The following is a 19,110-nucleotide window of genomic DNA, read 5'->3' on the forward strand; positions in this document are numbered from 1 at the left end:
CCATGCGGGGTCCTACTGTCCCGGCCATGCCCCCAAGAAGAGCCGCAAGTCGAGCCGCAATCCGAGTCGCGAGCCGAGCCGCAGTCGGCGCAGCGAGCAGAACAGCCGTCCCCGCACGCGCCGCCGCCGTACTGGCGGCGCTCACCGCGTCCGCCCTCGGCCTCGGTGCCCTGGGCGCGGGCGCGGCCGAGGCCCGGCCCGCCGCCGCGGATCCCGCGGCGCCCACGGCCGTCACCCGGGCGGCCCTCGACCCCGCACTGGCCGAGGGCCGCGGCGCCCGTGTGGACTTCGCCGAGCAGGAGGCGGAGAACGCCGTGACCTCCGGCACGGTCATCGGTCCCGACCGCACCGCGTACTCCCTGCCCGCCGAGGCCTCCGGCCGCAAGGCGGTGAAGCTGGTGCCGGGCCAGTACGTGGAGTTCACCCTGCCCGCGGCGGCCGACGCCGTCACCGTCCGCTACAGCCTCCCCGACGCCCCCGCCGGTGGCGGGATCACCGCCCCGCTCGACGTCACCGTCAACGGCAAGAACCGCCGCTCGATGACGCTGACCTCGCAGTACTCCTGGCTGTACAACCAGTACCCCTTCAGCAACGACCCGCAGGCCGGCCTCCTGCATCCCGACTGGTGGATCACCGAGTGCGGCTGCGTCCCGGCGGCCACCACCCCGGCCCCGGTCATCGCCAAGCCCTTCCGTCCCACCCACATGTACGACGAGCAGCGCCTGCTGCTGGGCCGCACCTACCGCGCGGGCGACAGGGTCCGGCTCACCGTCCCGGCCGGGAGTCCCGCCGCCTGGACCGTGATCGACCTGCTCGACTCGCAGCGCGTCGGCGCCCCGCACGTGGAGGCGGCCGCCGCCAACGCCCTCCTCTTCGGGGCGGACCCGACGGGCCGCCGGGACTCCGCCGACGCCATCGACCGGGCCATCGCCTTCGCCAAGCGCCACCGGCTCCCGGTCTACCTGCCGCCGGGCACCTACCAGGTCAACCGCCACATCATCGTGGACGGGGTCACCATCACCGGCGCCGGCAGCTGGTACACCATCGTCAAGGGCAAGGGCGTCGGCTTCTACGGCAAGGAAGCCGCGGACGGCGGCAGCCGGGGCGTCCACCTCTCCCGCTTCGCCATCGAGGGCGACGTCCGCGAACGCGTGGACACCGACCAGGTCAACGGAGTCGGCGGCGCCATGAGCGACTCCACCATCGACTCGCTCTACATCCACCACACCAAGGTCGGCCTCTGGTTCGACGGCCCGATGAGCAACGTGAAGGTCACCCGCAACGTCATCACCGACCAGATCGCCGACGGCCTGAACTTCCACACCGGAGTCACCGACTCCCTCGTCCAGGACAACTTCGTCCGAAACACCGGCGACGACGGCCTCGCGATGTGGGCCGAGAAGACCACCAACGCCCGCAACACCTTCGACCACAACACCGTGCAGAGCCCCACGCTGGCCAACGGCATCGCGATCTACGGCGGCACCGACACCACCGTCACCGCCAACCTCGTGGCCGACCCGGTCCGCGAGGGCAGCGCCCTGCACGTCGGCTCCCGCTTCGGAGCCGAACCCTTCACCGGCAGCCTGCGCATCGACGGCAACACCACCGTGCGCTCCGGCACGTACGAACTGAACTGGAACATCGGGCTCGGCGCGATCTGGTTCTACGCCCTGGACCGCAGCATCGACCAGGCCGACGTCCAGGTCACCGGGAACTCCTTCCTCGACAGCACCTACAACGCGATCATGCTGGTCAGCGACTGGCCGGTGAAGGACAAGGTGCGCATCGAGAACGTCCACTTCAAGGACGTCCGCGTCGACGGCACCGGCACCTCCGTGGTCAGCGCGCGCGTGGCCGGCTCGGCGAGCTTCGAGAACGTCGACGCCCGCAACGTCGGGGCCGTCGGCGTCAACAACTGCGGCTCCTTCAACTTCCCCGCCACCGGCTCGGAGTTCACCCTCGTCGACCGCGGCGGCAACGAAGGCGGCGGCACCACGGGACCCTGGCTGGCCGGCTGGGAACTGCCCAACACCATCACCTGCGACGACCGCCCGCCGGTCGTCGCCCCGCCGGCCCCGAGCCCCTGGTAGAGGCCGGCCGGTCGACGGGGGTCACCGCTCCGCCGCTCCCGGGGGTTCGAGCGGCGGAGCGGTCACCGCGCAGTTCGTACGGCACTGCGGGTGACAGGCCCCGGGCACGGGGGAGCGTACGGTCGCCCAGGCCACGGCGGCCCCGACCACCAGCACCCCCGCGCACCAGTACATCGCCCGCCCGAAGGCCGCGTCGAAGGCGCCGGCCGAGAGGTACGCGTCCGGGCCCATCCCGGCCAGCAGCGGCAGCGCGGCCACCGCGAGGAGCCCGGCGGCGCGCGCGGCCGCGTTGTTGATGCCGCTGGCCAGGCCCGCCCGCCCCGGGTCCACCGAGGACAGGACGGTCGCCGTCAGCGGGGCCACCAGGGCCGCCATGCCCAGGCCCATCACGAGCAGAGCCGGCAGCACGTCCCGTACGTACGAGGCCTCCCGGCCCACCCGCAGCATCAGCAGCATCCCCGCCGCGCACAGCAGCGGCCCGACGGTCAGCGGGATCCGCGGGCCGATCCGCTCCCCGAGCTGCGCCGACCGGGCCGACAGCAGCAGCATCAGGGCCGTGGTGGGCAGCAGGGCGGCCCCGGCGCCCAGGGCGGAGTAGCCGGACACCACCTGGAGCTGGAGCACCACGAGGAAGAAGAACCCGCCGAAGGCCGCGTACACGCACAGGGTGACCAGGTTGACGGCGGTGAACCGGCGCGAGGAGAAGATGTCCGGGGGCACCATCGGATCGGCCCGCCGCCGCTCGACCACCACGAACGCCGCGGCCAGCAGGACTCCGCCCACGGCGGCGCCCGCCACCAGCGCGGTGCCCGACCGGGCCTCGATCAGCGCGTAGGTCAGCAGCGCGAGCGAGGCCGCCCCGAGCACCGCCCCGGCCACGTCGAACCGCCCGTGCGCCGCCGGATCCCGCGACTCCGGTACATGCCGCAGCGCGACCGGGACACACAGCGCGGCCACCGGCACGTTCAGCAGGAACACCCAGCGCCAGCCCGGCCCGTCCACCAGCCAGCCGCCCAGGAACGGCCCCACGGCCGCGCCCACCCCGCCGAACCCCGACCACAGCCCCACCGCGCGGGCCCGGTCGTCGGGATGGATCGAGCCCTGGATCAACGCGAGGGAACCGGGCGTCAGCAGCGCCCCGCCGATCCCCTGCAGGGCGCGGGCGGCGATGAGTACCCCGGCGTTCGGCGCGATCCCGCACAGCAGGGAGCCCACCGCGAACCACACCACCCCGAGCACGAAGATCCGGCGTCGCCCGAACCGGTCCCCGAGCGCCCCGCCGACCAGGATCAGACCCGCGAGGGTCAGCAGGTAGGCGTTGACCGTCCACTGGAGCACCGCGAGATCGGCGCCGAGATCCCGCCCGATGGCGGGCAGCGCCACGTTGACCACGGTCGAGTCGAGCAGCGCCATGGCGGACCCGAGCACGGTGGTCAGCACGATCCACCGGCCCTGCGCGGTACCGAGCCGCACCCCGGGGGAGGGGGCGGGGGGCGGGGCGGGGGCGGTCATTCCCCCAGGCTGGCCCGCGCGGCCCGGAACGGCCACCCGGCCGCAGGCGGTTCCGCTGGCGATACGGCTCATTAGGCACTCTTGTACGGGCCATGACATCTCCCGCACCATGGCCCGCGCACGTCACGCACACCCTTTCCGCACGTTCTGCACACGGCGTACGAGGAGACACACGTGGCACCAAGCGACACCCGACGATCCTCCCGAGCGCGATTACGAGCCCTGCGCGCAGGGTTCGCCGCCCTCACCGCGGCCCTGCTCCTGCCCCTCGGTGCGGGCGTGGCCGCGGCCGCCCCCGATCCGGCCCCCACCCCGGGCGCGGCCGAGCGCAAGATCGAGCCGAGTCTCCGGGCCCAGCTCGACGGCTCCGCCAAGGCCGTCTTCTGGGTCTACCTCGACAGCGCCGCCGACCTCACCTCCGCGGCCGCGCAGCCGACCCGCGCCGCGAAGGCCGAGACGGTGCTGCGGCTCAAGAAGGAGCAGGCCGCACGCAGCCAGACCGAGGTGATCAAGGCCCTGGAGGGCACGCAAGCCGAGTACACCTCGTACTGGATCGTCAACGCGGTCCGCGTCGTCGGTACCGAGAAGCTCGCCACCGCCCTGGCCCAGCGCCCCGAGGTCGCCCGGATCGACGCCGACGACAAGATCGCCCTGGCGAAGCCCGCCGAGGGCACCCGGGAGAAGACGGCGGCCGACGCCGTCGAGTGGAACGTCGACCGGATCAAGGCACCGCAGGTCTGGGACCAGCTCGGCGTGCGCGGTGAGGGCATCGTCGTCGCCAACATCGACAGCGGCGTGGACCACACCCACCCGGCCGTGGCCGCCCAGTACCGCGGCAGGGGCGCGGACGGGTCCTACGACCACAACTACAACTGGTTCGACCCGGCCGGGGTGTGCCCCACCGCGGCCCCCTGCGACAACAACGACCACGGCACCCACACCATGGGCACGATGGTCGGCGACGACGGCGGCGCCAACAAGACCGGCGTCGCCCCGCGGGCGAAGTGGATCGCCGCCAAGGGCTGCGAGACCACCTCCTGCTCCGAGGCCTCGCTGCTCGCCGCGGGCCAGTGGATCGTCGCCCCGACCGACCTGAACGGCCAGAACCCGCGCCCCGACCTGGCCCCGCACATCGTCAACAACTCCTGGGGCGGCCCCGGCGGAGACACCTGGTACCAGCAGATCGTCGACACCTGGCGGGCCGCCGGCATCTTCCCGGCCTTCTCCAACGGCAACTCCGGACCCGGCTGCGCCACCAGCGGATCGCCCGGCGACTACGCGAGCTCCTACAGCTCCGGCGCCTTCGACATCAACGGCGCCATCGCCTCCTTCTCCTCGCGCGGCGCGGGCCCCGGCGGAATCGTCAAGCCGAACATCGCGGCCCCCGGGGTGAACGTGCGCTCCTCCGTCCCCGGCGGCGGATACGCGTCCTTCTCCGGCACCTCCATGGCCTCCCCGCACACCGCGGCGGCCGTGGCCCTGCTCTGGTCGGCCGCGCCCGCCCTCGAAGGCGACATCGCGCAGACCGAAGCGCTGCTCGACGGCACCGCGCTGGACACCGACAGCAGCCAGTGCGGCGGGAACGCCGCCGACAACAACGTCTTCGGCGAGGGCAAGCTCGACGTGCTCGCCGCCGTCTCCGCCGCTCCGCGCGGAGCCCTCGGCGCGCTCGCGGGCACAGTCCGCTCCGGCGGACAGCCCGTCGCCGGGGTGAAGGTCGCCGCCGACGGCCCGATCGACCGTACGACGACCACCGCGGCCGACGGCACGTACCGCTTCCCCACCCTCTCTGTGGGCTCGTACGCGGTCACCGCCTCGAAGTTCGGCTACGGACAGCAGGTCGCGACCGTGGCGGTGACCGAGAACGCCACCGCCACCGGCGACATCGACCTCGTCCAGGCAGCCTCCGGGAAACTCACCGGCACCGTCGCCTCGGCCGCGGGCCCCGTCGCGGGCGCCGCGGTGACCGTCGCGGACACCCCGGTGACCGCGACCACCGACGCCCAGGGACGCTTCGAGGTCACCCTGCCGCACGGCACCTACACCGTGAACGCCACCCACTCCTCCCGCTGCCTCACCGCCGGCGCGGCCGCGGTCACCGTCGCCGGGGACACCACCGTCGCGGTGAACCTGCCCGAGCGCACCGACGGCTACGGCTACGCCTGCGCCGCCGCGAACGGCAGCCCGTACCAGCCGGGCGACCGGCAGCTCGCGCTGACCGGCGACAACACCACCGAGCGCGTCGACCTGCCCTTCCCGCTGCCGCTGTACGGCAAGACGTACGCGCAGGCCTGGATCGGCACGAACGGCACGGTCAGCTTCGGCGGGAACAACACCGGCGACATCAACGGGGACATCCCGAGCGCGGCCACGCCCAACGCGGCGCTCTACCCCTTCTGGGACGACCTGGTGGTCGGCGCCGCCGGCAGCGGGTCCGGCGTCTTCACCGCGGTCACCGGCACGGCGCCGCACCGCAGTTACGTCATCGAATGGCGCGAGGTGTCGCACTGGTCGGCGCAGTCCGACAAGTTCTCCTTCTCCGCGGCGGTCGGCGAGGACGGCACCGTGCGGTACTTCTACAAGGGCACCGGCGGCACCGGCATCAAGGGCGGCTCCACCGCCACGGTCGGCGTGGAGAACGCCACCGGCACCGACGCCTTCCGGTACTCGTTCAACACGCCCGTGATCACGGACGGCCTGTCCGTCTCCTTCCGCACCACCAAGAGCGGCGTGGTGGCGGGCCGGGTGCTCGACGCGAACGACGGCAACGGCGTCGCCGGAGCCACCGTGACCATCGGCACGGGCGCCACCGCGGTCTCCGCCACCACCGCGGCGGACGGCGGGTACGTGGTCCAGAGCCCCTCGGGAGCACGGGAACTCGCCCTGACCGCCACCCAGTACGAGCCGGCGACGGCCACCGTGGACGTCAAGGCGGCCGACGTCACCCAGGTGACCCGGTCCCTGCGCACCGGCAAGGCGACCCCGTCGAAGTCGGCGGTGGAGATCGTCCTGCCGCCCGGCCAGAAGCGGACGCGGACCCTCGACCTCACCAACCCCGGTCTCGGCACGGCCTTCACGGCGGCCGAGGACGCGGCCTGGCTGACGGTGACCCCGGGCTCCGGGGACCTCCCGACGGGCGGGAAGGCCCCGCTCACCCTGTCCGTGGACACCACGGGCCTGACCCCGGGCACCGTCCTCACGGCCGACCTGAAGATCACCTCGGCCAGCGGCCGGACCCCGGTGCTCACCGTCCCCGTCAAGCTCGTCGTCCCGCGCTACCAGGTCGCCCTGGACGCCGGATCCACGGGCGCGAGCACGGACGCGCTGGGCGACGGCTGGTCCCCGGACCGCAAGTACACGACCGGCTCGTACGGCTACCAGGGCAACACCTCGGACCGGTCCACCAGCCGCACGATCGCGGGCACGGACGACCAGAAGCTCTTCCGCAACGCCCGCGAAGGCATGTACGAGTACCGCTTCGACAACGTCCCCAACGGCACCTACACCGTGGAACTGGGCTTCGCGGAGCTCTCCTCCACCAAGCCGAACAAGCGCGTCTTCGACGTCCTGGCGGAGGGCACCCAGGTACTGCCCTCCCTGGACATCGCCCTGGAGGCGGGCTCGTACACTGCCCTGACCCGCACCTACACGGTCACGGTCACGGACGGCACCCTGAACGTCCGCTTCGTCACCCACACCGGCTTCGGCAAACCCCTGCTGAACTCCCTGCGCGTGACGGACCGGCCCGACAAGACCTGACCTCCGGCACGGCCTGACCTCCGGAAAGGCCTGACCTCCGGCGACAGCACGACGGGCGGGGTGCCTCCGGGCGCCCCGCCCTTCGCCGTCCCGCCGTCCGGCCGGGCCCGCGGTCAGCGGAGGAACTCCCGGTCGCGGTCGGCGAAGGAGGCCAGCGGGGCCGCCGCGCGGAGGGCCACGTCCAGGGCGCGGTCCGGATCGCAGGCGTACGTACCACTGGCCCACGCGGCGTTGGCCTCGATCACCGACCAGCGGCCGCCCGCGAGGCCCACATCGACGACGATCGCGGACGGGAGGCCGCAGAAGGGCAGGCCGGCCGCGAAGGCCAGGGCGTCGGCCGAGGCGGGGCCGCGGCTGAGGCGACCGTCCTCGGCGTAGCGGCTCGCGGTGTGCACGGCTCCGTCGAGCAGAAACATGCGGTGCTCCGCCGTGAACCGGACCACGTCGCTGACCAGCACCTCCGTCCCCGGATCCACCGCGTCCGGCCCCGGCAGGCGGGAGCCGTCCGCGTAGACGAGGGCCGGGATCCCCTTGTCGTTCGGGGACTTCACGAAGGCCGGCCTGCGCAGCCCGTACGCCTCGCGGATCGGCATCAGCAGGACCTCCCGCCCGGTGAACTCCCGGGGCAGTCGCGCCAGCCAGTCGGACGGGGCCTCCAGCAGACCGATCCCGAGCGCGGGGGCCACGGCATCGGCGAACCGCGGCCCGGCGTGCAGGTGACCGGCCCGCAGCCCCTCGGGCACGGCGAAGCCCTGCAGTTGTACGGTGGCCAGCCCGCGCGCGTGCGCCGCGTCCCGGAGCCGGGCGGCGGACGCGGTGACACGGGGCGGGAGCAGGAGGGTCATGCGGAGATCCTGTCGAAGGCACCGGCCCGCGTCATCCGGGTTTCGGGGCGGACGCGCCGTCAGCTCCGGCGGTACTGGTCCACCAGGATCGTGACGGAGCCGTCGGCCGGGGCCTCGGCCAGTCTCGCGATCGCGATCTGGCTCCGGTCCGGGCTGCGCACGCAGAACGGCCGGTCCTTCGCGAGCGCCGCGAAGGGCAGGGCGGGGGCCGGGCGTGTCTCGATGCCCTGGAGGCAGGCGGCGACGGTCAGTTCCCCGGTGTCGGAGACGAAGGAGTCCGACTCCTCGGAGGGGACCAGGGCCTGGCCGTCGGGCGCCAAGTACCAGGCGGCCGTCTCCGAGGGCACCACCTTGCCGGCCTTCAGGTCGAACTCGTATCCCGAGTCGGGGGCGGTGAGCCTGGCTTTCGCGTAGCCGGGCAGGTACGCGGCGGCGGGGTCGGCCGGGTCGGCCGGGTCCGCCGGGGCGGAACCGGCCGTGGCGGGTGCGGAGGCCGTGGGGCCGGTGGGGCCGGTGTTCGGGGCCTCGTCCGCGGGGTCGTCCAGGTAGTACACGGCTCCGGCGGCGGCCAGCAGGGTGCCGGCCACCGCGAGGGCGACGGGCACCGCGAACCGGCGTCCGCGGCCCGGCCTGCCGCGGCCCCGTTCGGGGACGGAAGCCTGCGCGGGGACATGCGGTCCGGGGGACGGGGGAGTGACGTCCGCCGGGCCCGGACGTGCGGTGGCCGTCCTGGTGGCCTGGAACGGCGCAGGGGCGGGCGGGGCGGTGTCGCCCCCGCCCCCGAGCTCCTCCCGGACCTGCCGGGGCAACCAGCCGCCGGTGAACTCCGGCCGCCCGGACACCAGGGGGTGCGCCCGTACGGAGGCGATCAGTTCGGCCGGCTGCGGACGGTCCTCGGGTCGCTTCGCGAGACACCACGAGACGAGTCCGTACAGCTCGTGCGGCACCCGGGTGAGGTCGGGATGCTCGTGGACGACCCTGTAGAGGGCGCTGGACTCCGGCCCGTTCCCGAAGGGCGCGATCCCGCAGGCGACGTACGCGGCCAGGGTCCCGAGCGCGAAGACGTCGGTCGCCGGCGTCGCCGGATGGCCGAGGGCCTGTTCGGGCGCCATGAACGCCGCCGTGCCGATCCGCAGCCCCGTACCGGTGAGCGCGGCGGCGTCGGCCGCGCGGGCGATGCCGAAGTCGATCACCCGGGGGCCGTCCCCCGCGAGCAGGACGTTGGCCGGTTTCAGGTCGCGGTGGACGACCCCCGCCCCGTGAATGGCCTGGAGCGCCTCGGCTATCCCCGCGAGCAGCAGCAGGACCGTGCGGGCCGGCAGCGGCCCGTGCCGCCGTACGACCTCGTGCAGCGAGGGGCCGGACACGTACGCGGTGGCGAGCCACGGCGTGGGGTCCTCGACCCCGGAGTCGATCACCTGGGCCGTGAACAGGCCGTGGATCCGGCGGGCGCTGGCCACCTCCTGGGCGAACCGCTGGCGGAATTCCGGATCGGAGGCCAGCTCCCTGCGGACGGCCTTCAGCGCGATGGGGCGGCCGCCGGGCGTATGGGCCAGGTAGACCACGCCCATGCCGCCGGAGCCGAGCCGGGCGTGCAGGCGGTAGCCGCCGATCTCGTGGGGATCGTCGGCGGACAGTTCCGTACGGGCCGGCTGTGCGCCGGAGTGCTGCTCGGTCATGCGGTGGCTCTTTCGACGGTGCGGGGCGAGATGCCCTGCGATGCGGCAGGGGCCTGCGCGCATCGTGCCATGAATTGACTGAATTTTCAGTCAGTGTCAGAGTGGGCGACACGTGCCCGCACCATCCGCCCCGCGTGACTGCCCTTCGCAGGCGGAGGGCGCACCCTTGTCTCAGGGGCCCGGGACCGTCGGCCCGTGCCGTGCCCCGCGCCCGTCCTGGCCGGATGCAGTCGTCCCGCCAGCCTTTGATCGGAGTCCTCCCGTGTCCCACCTGCCCCCCACGCGCCGGACCGTCCTCCGCACCTTCGCCGGGATCGGCGCCGTGGCCTTCGGGGCCGCCGCCTGCGGCCCCTCGCAGAGCGCCCCGCGCTCGCCGGCCCCCGAGGTCTCCACCTCGCCGTCCCCGGCCGGGGCCAAGCGCCGGTTCGGCGCCGAGTGGGAGAGCCACACCCGCACCTTCATGGCCTGGCCCGCCCTGGACGCGGTCTGGATGGAGGACCTGAAGTACGTGCGCGAGGACATCGCGCGGATCGCCCGGGCCGTCGGGGGGTTCGAGGAGGTCATCATGATGGCCCGGCCCGAGCAGGTGGACGCGGCACAGAAGGCCTGCGGCTCCGAGGTCGAGGTGATCCCGCTGGCCGTGGACGACTTCTGGGTGCGCGACACCGTCCCCGTCTTCGTCGAGGAGGGGGACAAACTCCTCGGCGTCGACTTCAACTTCAACGGCTGGGGCAACAAGCAGGAGCACAAGAACGACGCCCAGGTCGGGCGCCTCCTGCTCCAGAAGTACGGGATCCCGCGGGTCCAGGCGCCGCTGGTCGCCGAGGGCGGCTCCTTCGAGACCGACGGCGAGGGCACCCTGCTGATCACCGAGAGCTCGATCGTCAACGACAACCGCAACCGCGGCAAGAGCCGGGACACGATCGAGGCCGAGCTCAAGCAGAGCCTGGGCGTCGAGAAGGTGGTCTGGCTGGCCGGCGTACGCGGCGAGGACATCACCGACGCCCACGTGGACAGCCTCGTACGGTTCGTCGCGCCCGGCGTCGTCCTGCTGGACCGCGCCCACCCGAACACCCCGAAGGACTCCTGGTCCCGCTCCGCCGACCAGGCGAAGTCGGTGCTCTCGAAGGCCACGGACGCCCGCGGCCGGAAGTTCGAGATCATCGACCTGCCGCAGCCCGACCTGGACAAGATCACGGGCGAGGGCGACGACTTCGTGTCGACCTACGCCAACTTCTACATCGCCAACGACTCCGTCTTCATGCCGAAGTTCGGGGACCGCCAGGCCGACGACCGGGCCCGCGGCATCCTCCAGGAACACTTCCCCAAGCGGGACATCGTGCCCCTCGCGATCGACACCATCGCCTCGGGCGGTGGCGGCATCCACTGCGCGACCCACGACCAGCCCGGCAAGCCCGCCGCGTGAGCGCAGTACGACGCCGCCCGTCCGGGCGCCGCTTCCCGCTGCTCCCGGGTCTGTTCCTGCTGGCGATCGTCGCGGCGGTCGGTGTGGGGGCCTGGCTGCAGTTCGGCGAACGCCAGGCCCAGGACACCGTCCACACCGCGGGGCGGGCCGATCCGGACCGGGTGGACATCGAGGCGACGATCCAGCGCGTCGACGCAGCCGGGCGCGAACTGGTGCTGCGGGTCCTGGTCACGCCCCGCGGGGCGCTGGCCGAGGCCGGCGGGATCGCCCCGGTCGACGACCTCACCCTCCAGACCTCGACGGCCACCCGCGGCGACCTGACCTTCAAGGCCCACCAGCGCATCTCCACCCTGGACGTGCCGGTGGCCATGACGGGCGGCTCCATCACGGACTACCCCTTCGACGCCTACGGGGCGGACGTGCAGTTCGCGGCCGTACTGGGCCACGAGAAGGTCCCGGTGCGGGTCCTGTTCTCCAACAACGACGTGCTCTTCGCGTCCACGGTGGAGGCCTCGACGGCGGACGACGGCGCGGCCGTCCTGGACATCGGGCTCGCCCGCTCCAACAGCGTGCTCGTGTTCGCGGTGTTCATGATGATCGCGATGTGGGCGCTCGCCGTGTCCGTCCTGATCGGCGGCTGGTTCCTCGTCACCCGCCGCAAGGGGCTCACCTGGCCCGCCCTCGGCTGGATGGCCGCCACCCTGTTCGCCCTGGCCGCCTTCCGCAACACCGCCCCGGGCACACCGCCGATCGGCTGTCTGCTCGACTACCTCGCCTTCCTCTGGGCGGAGATCCTCATCGCGTTCTGCCTGATCACCGTGGTGGTCGCGGGCATCCGCGCAGAGCCTCCGGCGGAGCGCGGGGAGGAGGCGGCCGGGGCGGACCGGGCCTGACGGGGCGTACGAGGCACCGGTTGTCCGTGGCCGGCCGTACGAGGCCGGGGGCCGCGGCCCGGACGGGTCGGTTCGGGGCCCCGCCCCCGGCTCCCGCACCTGACCGGCGGTACCGGGCGCGTGCGGGGCATTCGGGTGGCCCGCCGCGGCCGGAGCGCGCGACGCGCGGGGTCGGCCGCGGCGGGCGCCGTACCGTGGCTGACCATGACGCTCCAGAGCGACCGGGCCGAGCAGGCCGAGCAGGCCGAGCAGGCCGAGCAGGCCGAGCAGGCCGAGCAGCGCGAGCCGGTCACGCAGCCCATCCCGGCCGGCCGCGCCGACCGAATCGCGGCCCTCGTCCGCGACGCGGACCCGGGGGCCGGCTGGGCGATCGGAGGCCCCGAGGGGCCGTACGCGGTGGTCGAGGCCGGACCCGGACCCGGACCCGGACCCGGACCCGGCCCCGGACCCGGACCCGCCGGAGAGTCCGGCGTCGGAGCCGCCGCCGGGTCCGGAGAGCGGGTCCGTGGGTGCAGCGGCACGGCCGATGCCGGTGGGCTGGTGGGGGTACTCGTCGTCTGGCCCGTCATCGGGATGCTCGTGGACGCGGGGGAGCTGGCCCTGCACACCCCGCTCACCGCCTACGGGGCGGGCGACGGCCTGCCCGCCGGAACCACCGCGCACCATCTGCTCACCCACGGCTCCGGGGTGTCGCCCGCGCTCACCGGGCTCGCCGAGCGGCTGTGCGGCAGCCCCCTCGAGGGGTTCGCCGCCGACCGGATCTGGGGGCCGCTCGGCATGACCCGTACGGGTTTCGCCGCCGACGGGACCCTGAGTGCGCCCGCCGCCGACCTCGGCCGGTTCCTGAGTCACCTCCTCAACCCGGCGGACGGACCCGTCAGCCGGGCCTGGACCGAGCAGTCCCTGCGGATCCGCACCGGCGAACTCCTCCCCGCCCGGGGCCTCCTCTGGAACCCCGGCGCGTACGGATCCTGGTCCCACGGCGACGGCCCGGCCCTGTGGATCTCCCCGCGCGGGCGGCGCTGGGCGGCCCTCCTCCCCACCACCCCGTCGGCCTCGCTCCGTACCGCCTTCCGCGAAGTGGTCTTCGCCTGAACTCACCTCCAGCCCAACGCCGTTGTATCTTCGGAGTTCGATGAAGAAGACCCGGCAGAAGGACCGTGACGTACCCGGTCCGCAGAGTCCCTGGGACGAGATCACCCCCGGCCTGTGGATGGGCGGCCACTACTGGACCGACCCGGCCGGGGAGCTGCGCCCGGTCGTCGTCGGAGCCGAGTTCGACCTCGTCATCAGCCTCTTCACCCGCCCCGGCCACGGCCCCGACCCCCGCGTGGAACACCTGGTCGGCGAGATGCCCGACGCCCCGCTCACGGGCGCGCAGCTGCGCACCGTCCTCCGGCTGGCCGCGGCCGCCCGCGCGGCCCTCGACTCCGGACGGCGGATCCTGGTGCGCTGCCATTCCGGCTACAACCGCTCCGGCCTGGTCGTCGCCCAGTGCCTCGTGGAGGGCGGCCTCGCGCCGGCCGCGGCCATCGGCCTCGTCCGCCTCGGACGCTCCCCCTGGGCCCTGTACAACGAGGCCTTCACGGACTACCTCGCCGCCGGTCCGGAGATCGCCGCACTGCTGGTCGACCTCGACCCCGATTCAGACCCCGATTCCGGCCTCGATTGCCGTCCCGATCCGGAACCGGGCGCGGCCTGACCCACCCGCGGCCCTCGCTCACCCCCCTCGTGGTCCTCGGAGCGCGGAGCCGGGACGGTCGACGTACGGTGAGCGCGAGATCACCGAACGTCGACTCCAGGCTGCGCGGAGGTACACCCATGCGTACGGCTCACGAGACCGCCCGCGATGCGTGCACCCCACCGGCCCCGGCCGCGGAGGCGCCCGCATGACGGCGCGGGCGGGGCGCGGCGAGAGTGCCCGGTTCGCCGCCGCCCACACGCTGCCGGCACTGGTACGGGGCTTCGTGAGCGCCCGCCCCCGTGCGGCGCACGGCCACGCGGGGCCGGACCGGCCGCGCTGGTCCGCCGCCACCCTGCGGGCGCTGCGCGACCGCCACGGCGGGGCGCCCGTGCTCGTACGGGGGCTGACCGGCACCGTCCTGCTCATCCTCGATCCACAGGAGATCCGGCAGTTCTACGCCGAACCCGCCGGCTCCCTCGGCCGGGCCGCCGCCGGCACGGACGGCTGCGCCCACACCGGGCTCCGCGACGAGCGGCGGGCGGTCGACGACTCCGTGCTCGCCGCGGGGCTGACCGTGCACCCCTCCTGCGGGGCGTTCCTCTCGGTCCTCACCGACGAGGCCCGGCGCCTGACGGCCGGCGGTTCCCTCGAACTCGCCCGCGTCCGGCACTCCGTGGCCCGCGCGGCCCGGCGCATCGTCCTCGGCGACGCGGCCGCCGAGGACGCGGAACTCGGCCGCCGGCTCGGGCGCTTCCACGAGAAGGCCGGCGTGCGCATCGCCGCGTACGCCGCCCTCGCGGAGCCGCACACCCTCATCGGGCGGGCCCGCCGCCACGCGGAACCCTTTCCCGGGGCGGCCGGGCCGGACCCGGTCGGGCAGGTCCGCCAGTGGCTGGCGGCCTTCGACCTCGTCCCCGGCGTCCTGCTGCGCACCCTGCTGCTCCTCGGCGCGCACCCGGCGGAACAGGACGCCGTCGCCGCCGAGGCCCGGGCCGCCGGATGGGCGCAGGGCGCCGCCCAGGGCGCACTGCCCCGGCTGCGGGCCTGCGTCCGGGAATCGCTGCGCCTCTACCCGGCCGTGCCCGACCTGATACGGATCACCCGGGCCGAGACCGAATGGCGGGGCGTCCGGCATCCCGCCGGGACCTGCGTGGTGCTGCCCGTGCTGTTCCACCAGCGCGACCCCGAACACGTGCCCGCCGCGCACGTCTTCGTGCCCGGCCGGTGGGCCTCGCGCGAAGCGGACCGGGACGTCCGGATGGCCCCGTTCAGCCATGCCGGCGGACGCTGCCCCGGTGAACAGCTCGGGCTGCTGGTCACCGCGGCGCTCTGCGCGGAGGTGCTGCGCGGCCACCGGGTCCGGCCCGTCCGGCCCCTGCTCGACCCCCTCGGCCCGCTCCCCGCGGCCCTGGATCCGCAAGGCATCCGCCTGCGCCTGACCCGCCGCTGACCCCACCACCGGCCCTGCTCGCACCCCGGCGGCGCAACGGATCCGCCTCGCCCGCCTCCCTGCCCGCCCTGTCTACCGACTTGGCCGTCCCGCCCCGTCCTGCCCGACGTTCATCCGACCCGACGAGGAATCCATGTCCGACGCCGCGACCCCCGGGACGTCTGCGCCCTCCGCGCCCACCGACCCGGACGCCGACCAACTGGGCGCCTTGTGCCGGGAGCTGGCCGAGGCGGCCGACGCCGTCGGCGAAGCCGGCCGCTACGCCTCCCGGCTCGCCCTGGGCTCCCGCCTCCCGGTCACCGCGCTGGGTCTCGGCAGCCGCCGCCGCGCTGCCTGGCGTACGCTGCTGCGCGCCCTCACCGACCCGGACGGACTCGGCTGGGCCGCCCGGGGGCGGGGCGTGGCGCGGGCCGGGTGGCTCGCGGGGGTCGTCACCGGCCGGGAAAGCCTCGCCGTCAGCCTCGCGGTGTGCGGCCTCAAGGGCCGGATCCGGGCCGAGAGCACCCGTAACCCGGCGAGGTCGGCGGACCCGGCCGCCGCCGAGGTGTTCCTCGCGGTGGAGGAGGACCGGCAGGCGGACGCCGCCCGGGCGTTCCGCGAGCTCGTGCGCCGACGCGGCGAGGGGTCCGCCTTCGCGCTGCTGAACCCCTCCTTCGCCGACATCCTGGCCTGGAACGCGCTGACCGACGACAACCCGTTCAACGACCACGCCGGCTGGCAGGTCGCCACCGGCAGGGCCGTGGCCGCCGAACCGCTCCTCGGGATCGGCGCCGCCCTGCGGGCGTTCTTCGACCGGGGACCCGCCTGCTCCGAGCCGGGGAGCCGCCTCCTCGCCGAGCTGGACACCACCGGCACCCCGGCCGGGTACCGGGGCAATGCCGACCGGATCGGCGGATCCCCCGGCGCGGTCCTGATCCAGCAGGTCGTCGGCCCGGACGGGGTCGAGCGGTGCGTGCTCCAACTCGCGGGACCACCAACGGAGTCCGGCCGCGCGGACGCCCCGTACGAGGAGCCAGCCGCGCACGTCCGGGACGTGGCCGCGACCGTACGCCGCCTCGTGCCGTCCGGGACCGAACTCGCCCTGCTCGGCCACGGCCCGGGCGCCCGGACGGCCGGACGGCTCGCCGGGAGCCGGGAGTTCACCACCGTGTACCGGGTCACCTGGGTGGGCTCCGGCCCCGAGCCGGGTCCGGCGGCGGCCCTCGCCGCCTTCGGGGGCCGGGTCACCGGAAGCGACCTCGTACGGCTGCCCGGCCACCCCGACGTCTACGTTCCGGGGCGGCCCCAGTGACGGACACCGCCGGGCCCGCGTCCCGGTCCGAGCCCCGTCCGGCCCCGGCCGAGGGCCTGCGCGCCCACTCGGCCGCCCTGCGTTCGCACGCCGAGCGGCTGCGCCGCGCCGCCGGAGACCTGCGCTGGCAGGGTCCGGGGGGCGACGCCTTCCGCGCCGAGGTGGAGTCCCTGGCCGAGCGCTGCGCCACCGCGGCGGGCGGCTTCGACCTGGCGGCGGCCCAACTGGCCTGCCCCGGGTCCCGGGAGGGGACGCGGGGCAGGCACCGGAGGACCGGCTGACCGGAGGACCGGCTGACCGGAGGAGCGGCTGACCGGAGGAGCGGCTGACCGGCCGACCCGGTGGGAGGTCAGAGGACCAGTGACAGCAGCAGGACGAAGCCCAGACCGACCACCGAGATGATGGTCTCCATCACCGACCAGGTCTTGAGGGTCTGGCCGACCGTCATGCCGAAGTACTCCTTCACGAGCCAGAACCCGGCGTCGTTGACGTGGCTGAAGAACAGCGACCCGGCTCCGATGGCGAGCACCAGCAGGGCGGTCTCCGTGGAGGACATGCCCGCCGCGAGCGGGGCCACCAGGCCGGCCGCCGAGATGGTGGCGACCGTGGCCGAACCGGTCGCCAGGCGGATGGCCACCGCGATGAGCCAGGCCAGCAGGAGGGTGGGTATCGCCCAGTTCTCCGACAGGTCCATGATCATCTGGCCGACGCCCACGTCGATCAGCGTGGCCTTGAAACCGCCGCCCGCGCCCACGATCAGCAGGATGCCCGCGATCGGGGCCAGCGACTTCTCCACCGTCACGGACAGCCGCGCCTTGGTGAAGCCGGCCGCCCGGCCGAGGGTGAACATGCCCACCAGGACCGCCGCGAGCAGTGCGATCAGGGGTGAGCCCGCCACGTCGGTGACCCGCTGGACCGCGTTGGCCGGGTCGTTGACCACGATGTCGACCAGGGCCTTCATCAGCATCAGGACCACGGGCAGCAGCACGGTGAAGACCGTCGCCGCGAAGCGCGGGCGGTGCTCCAGCTCCTCCGAGGGCCGCTGCGGGACCATGTGCTCGGGCGCCGGGATGTCCACCCACCGGGCCGCGTACCGGGAGAACAGCGGACCCGCGATGACGACGGTGGGGAGGGCGACGAGCACGCCGAGCGCGAGGGTGAGTCCGAGGTTGGCGTGGAGGGCGTCGATGGCGACCAGCGGCCCGGGGTGCGGCGGGATCAGCCCGTGCATCACGGACAGGCCGGCCAGCGCGGGGATGCCGATCCGCATGAGCGAGTAGTTGCCCCGCTTGGCCACCAGCAGGACCACCGGGATCAGCAGCACGATGCCGACCTCGAAGAAGAGCGGGAGGCCGATCACCGAGGCGATCAGCACCATCGCCCACGGCATGGCCCGGCCCTTGGCGCGGGCCAGGATGGTGTCCACGATCTCGTCCGCGCCGCCCGAGTCGGCGAGCAGCTTCCCGAGGATGGCGCCGAGCGCGATGAGCACGCCGACGCCCGCGACGGTGGAGCCGAGCCCGGCCGTGAAGCTGGAGACGGTCTTGGCCAGGGGAGCGCCGGCGAACACCCCGAGGGCGAGCGAGCCGAGCGTCAGCGCCAGGAAGGCGTGCAGCTTGAGGCGGGTGATGAGCAGGACGATGACGGCGATGCCCGCCAGGACGGCTATCCCCAGCTGGGTGTTGCCGGCCGAGGTGATCGGCTCGGTGGCGGCCGCTGCCAGAGTCTCGACGCTGAGACTGGTCACGGTGACGGTTCCTTCGTTCTTGCGTACGGGCAGGGGCAGGGGCAGGGGCAGGGGGCAAGGGGCGGAGCGGGGGCCGGGGTTGGGGTTGGGGCCCGTGTGGTTACGCGGCCGGGGCCGGGAGGCGGTGCAGGGCGGCCAGGGCCCGCGCGGTGATCTCCTCCGGGGCCCCCGACACGTCGACGAGAACGCCCAGTTCGTCGCCTTGGAGCGGCTCCAGGGCGGCGAACTGCGAATCCAGCAGCGTGGTGGGCATGAAATGCCCCTTGCGCGCGGCCATGCGCTCCTCGATCAGCGGCCGGTCGCCGGTGAGGTGGACGAAGACGGTGTCCGGGGCGACGGCCCGGAGCCGGTCCCGGTAGGCCCGCTTGAGGGAAGAGGCGGAGACGACCCCGCCGCCGGCACCGGCCCGGTTGCGCATCCACTCGCCGATCGAGTCCAGCCAGGGACGGCGGTCCGCGTCGTCCAGGGGGATGCCGGCGGACATCTTGGCGACGTTGGCCGCCGGGTGGAAGGCGTCGCCCTCCGCATAGGGGAGGGCGAGCGCGTCGGCGAGCAGTCGGCCCACGGTCGTCTTTCCCGTCCCGGCCACGCCCATCACCACAATGACGCGCGTCATCGCGCACCTCGTTCTCGTTGTTCTTGTCCTCGTTGACATCGGCCCGGAAGGCCTGGGCACCACTGAAACGCATTACGTAGTACTTATTCAAGGGTTGCTCGGTAAAACATCACAT

At 74.0% G+C, this 19,110-nt stretch carries 14 protein-coding genes; 9 read left to right on the forward strand and 5 right to left on the reverse strand.

The genetic code is table 11. The annotated features are described in order from the left end of the window. Positions 1-26: 26 nt before the first annotated feature. Positions 27-2,093 carry a glycosyl hydrolase family 28-related protein gene (locus ACFRU2_RS01965; protein ID WP_382966632.1) on the forward strand — a complete coding sequence of 689 codons (2,067 nt, stop codon included), beginning with the start codon at positions 27-29 and terminating at the stop codon, positions 2,091-2,093. A gap of 21 nt (positions 2,094-2,114) precedes the next feature. On the opposite strand, the gene ACFRU2_RS01970 is transcribed toward ACFRU2_RS01965, so the two are convergent. Continuing rightward, positions 2,115-3,605: an MFS transporter gene (locus ACFRU2_RS01970; protein WP_382966633.1), complete on the reverse strand. Its 1,491-nt coding sequence runs from the start codon at positions 3,603-3,605 to the stop codon at positions 2,115-2,117. 174 nt (positions 3,606-3,779) lie between these two features. Between ACFRU2_RS01970 and ACFRU2_RS01975 the strand changes: the two genes are divergently transcribed. After that, positions 3,780-7,364, forward strand: a complete 3,585-nt coding sequence (locus ACFRU2_RS01975) for a S8 family serine peptidase (RefSeq protein WP_382966634.1) — start codon at positions 3,780-3,782, stop codon at positions 7,362-7,364. Between the two features lie 113 nt (positions 7,365-7,477). On the opposite strand, the gene ACFRU2_RS01980 is transcribed toward ACFRU2_RS01975, so the two are convergent. Both ACFRU2_RS01980 and ACFRU2_RS01985 read right to left on the reverse strand, forming a co-directional pair. Beyond that, positions 7,478-8,209: an ATP-grasp domain-containing protein gene (locus ACFRU2_RS01980; protein WP_382966635.1), complete on the reverse strand. Its 732-nt coding sequence runs from the start codon at positions 8,207-8,209 to the stop codon at positions 7,478-7,480. A gap of 59 nt (positions 8,210-8,268) precedes the next feature. Next, positions 8,269-9,888 carry a serine/threonine-protein kinase gene (locus tag ACFRU2_RS01985; protein WP_382966636.1) on the reverse strand — a complete coding sequence of 540 codons (1,620 nt, stop codon included), beginning with the start codon at positions 9,886-9,888 and terminating at the stop codon, positions 8,269-8,271. A 262-nt stretch (positions 9,889-10,150) separates the two neighbouring features. Between ACFRU2_RS01985 and ACFRU2_RS01990 the strand changes: the two genes are divergently transcribed. From ACFRU2_RS01990 to ACFRU2_RS02020, 7 genes are all read left to right on the forward strand, one after another. Continuing rightward, complete coding sequence (locus ACFRU2_RS01990; protein ID WP_382966637.1) at positions 10,151-11,314, forward strand: agmatine/peptidylarginine deiminase; 1,164 nt, start codon at positions 10,151-10,153, stop codon at positions 11,312-11,314. Then, positions 11,311-12,207 (forward strand): DUF4436 family protein, encoded by an 897-nt coding sequence (locus ACFRU2_RS01995; RefSeq protein ID WP_382966638.1) that lies wholly within the window; start codon positions 11,311-11,313, stop codon positions 12,205-12,207. The genes ACFRU2_RS01990 and ACFRU2_RS01995 overlap by 4 nt, the downstream gene beginning before the upstream one ends. 204 nt (positions 12,208-12,411) lie before the next feature. Further along, entirely contained in the window at positions 12,412-13,302 is an 891-nt protein-coding gene (locus ACFRU2_RS02000; protein ID WP_382966639.1) for a hypothetical protein, read from the forward strand. Positions 13,303-13,342: 40 nt separating this feature from the next. After that, positions 13,343-13,909: a protein phosphatase gene (locus ACFRU2_RS02005; protein WP_382966640.1), complete on the forward strand. Its 567-nt coding sequence runs from the start codon at positions 13,343-13,345 to the stop codon at positions 13,907-13,909. A 187-nt stretch (positions 13,910-14,096) separates the two neighbouring features. After that, the gene (locus ACFRU2_RS02010; RefSeq protein WP_382966641.1) at positions 14,097-15,341 is read left to right on the forward strand and encodes a cytochrome P450; all 1,245 of its coding nucleotides are present in this window, start codon (positions 14,097-14,099) and stop codon (positions 15,339-15,341) included. A 133-nt stretch (positions 15,342-15,474) separates the two neighbouring features. Continuing rightward, positions 15,475-16,632 carry a hypothetical protein gene (locus tag ACFRU2_RS02015; protein WP_382966642.1) on the forward strand — a complete coding sequence of 386 codons (1,158 nt, stop codon included), beginning with the start codon at positions 15,475-15,477 and terminating at the stop codon, positions 16,630-16,632. Next, positions 16,629-16,913 (forward strand): hypothetical protein, encoded by a 285-nt coding sequence (locus tag ACFRU2_RS02020; protein ID WP_382966643.1) that lies wholly within the window; start codon positions 16,629-16,631, stop codon positions 16,911-16,913. The genes ACFRU2_RS02015 and ACFRU2_RS02020 overlap by 4 nt, the downstream gene beginning before the upstream one ends. Before the next feature lie 68 nt (positions 16,914-16,981). Here ACFRU2_RS02020 and ACFRU2_RS02025 read toward each other — a convergent pair whose 3' ends face one another. Together ACFRU2_RS02025 and ACFRU2_RS02030 are read right to left on the reverse strand one after the other, a co-directional pair. Continuing rightward, positions 16,982-18,379 (reverse strand): gluconate:H+ symporter, encoded by a 1,398-nt coding sequence (locus tag ACFRU2_RS02025; RefSeq protein ID WP_382966644.1) that lies wholly within the window; start codon positions 18,377-18,379, stop codon positions 16,982-16,984. Between the two features lie 100 nt (positions 18,380-18,479). Then, complete coding sequence (locus tag ACFRU2_RS02030; protein WP_382966645.1) at positions 18,480-18,995, reverse strand: gluconokinase; 516 nt, start codon at positions 18,993-18,995, stop codon at positions 18,480-18,482. Between the last annotated feature and the right edge of the window lie 115 nt (positions 18,996-19,110).

This window comes from Streptomyces sp. NPDC056883, assembly GCF_042788835.1.
Taxonomy (GTDB): Bacteria; Actinomycetota; Actinomycetes; order Streptomycetales; family Streptomycetaceae; genus Streptomyces; species Streptomyces stoeckheimensis.

What these genes read in the sequence shown, in the direction of transcription:
- ACFRU2_RS01980 (WP_382966635.1), bottom strand. Translation starts at nt 8,209, where the DNA reads ATGACCCTCCTGCTCCCGCCCCGTGTCACCGCGTCCGCCGCCCGGCTC.
- ACFRU2_RS02030 (WP_382966645.1), bottom strand. Translation starts at nt 18,995, where the DNA reads ATGACGCGCGTCATTGTGGTGATGGGCGTGGCCGGGACGGGAAAGACG.
- ACFRU2_RS01970 (WP_382966633.1), bottom strand. Translation starts at nt 3,605, where the DNA reads ATGACCGCCCCCGCCCCGCCCCCCGCCCCCTCCCCCGGGGTGCGGCTC.
- ACFRU2_RS01965 (WP_382966632.1), top strand. Translation starts at nt 27, where the DNA reads ATGCCCCCAAGAAGAGCCGCAAGTCGAGCCGCAATCCGAGTCGCGAGC.
- ACFRU2_RS01985 (WP_382966636.1), bottom strand. Translation starts at nt 9,888, where the DNA reads ATGACCGAGCAGCACTCCGGCGCACAGCCGGCCCGTACGGAACTGTCC.
- ACFRU2_RS02005 (WP_382966640.1), top strand. Translation starts at nt 13,343, where the DNA reads ATGAAGAAGACCCGGCAGAAGGACCGTGACGTACCCGGTCCGCAGAGT.
- ACFRU2_RS02000 (WP_382966639.1), top strand. Translation starts at nt 12,412, where the DNA reads ATGACGCTCCAGAGCGACCGGGCCGAGCAGGCCGAGCAGGCCGAGCAG.
- ACFRU2_RS02010 (WP_382966641.1), top strand. Translation starts at nt 14,097, where the DNA reads ATGACGGCGCGGGCGGGGCGCGGCGAGAGTGCCCGGTTCGCCGCCGCC.
- ACFRU2_RS02015 (WP_382966642.1), top strand. Translation starts at nt 15,475, where the DNA reads ATGTCCGACGCCGCGACCCCCGGGACGTCTGCGCCCTCCGCGCCCACC.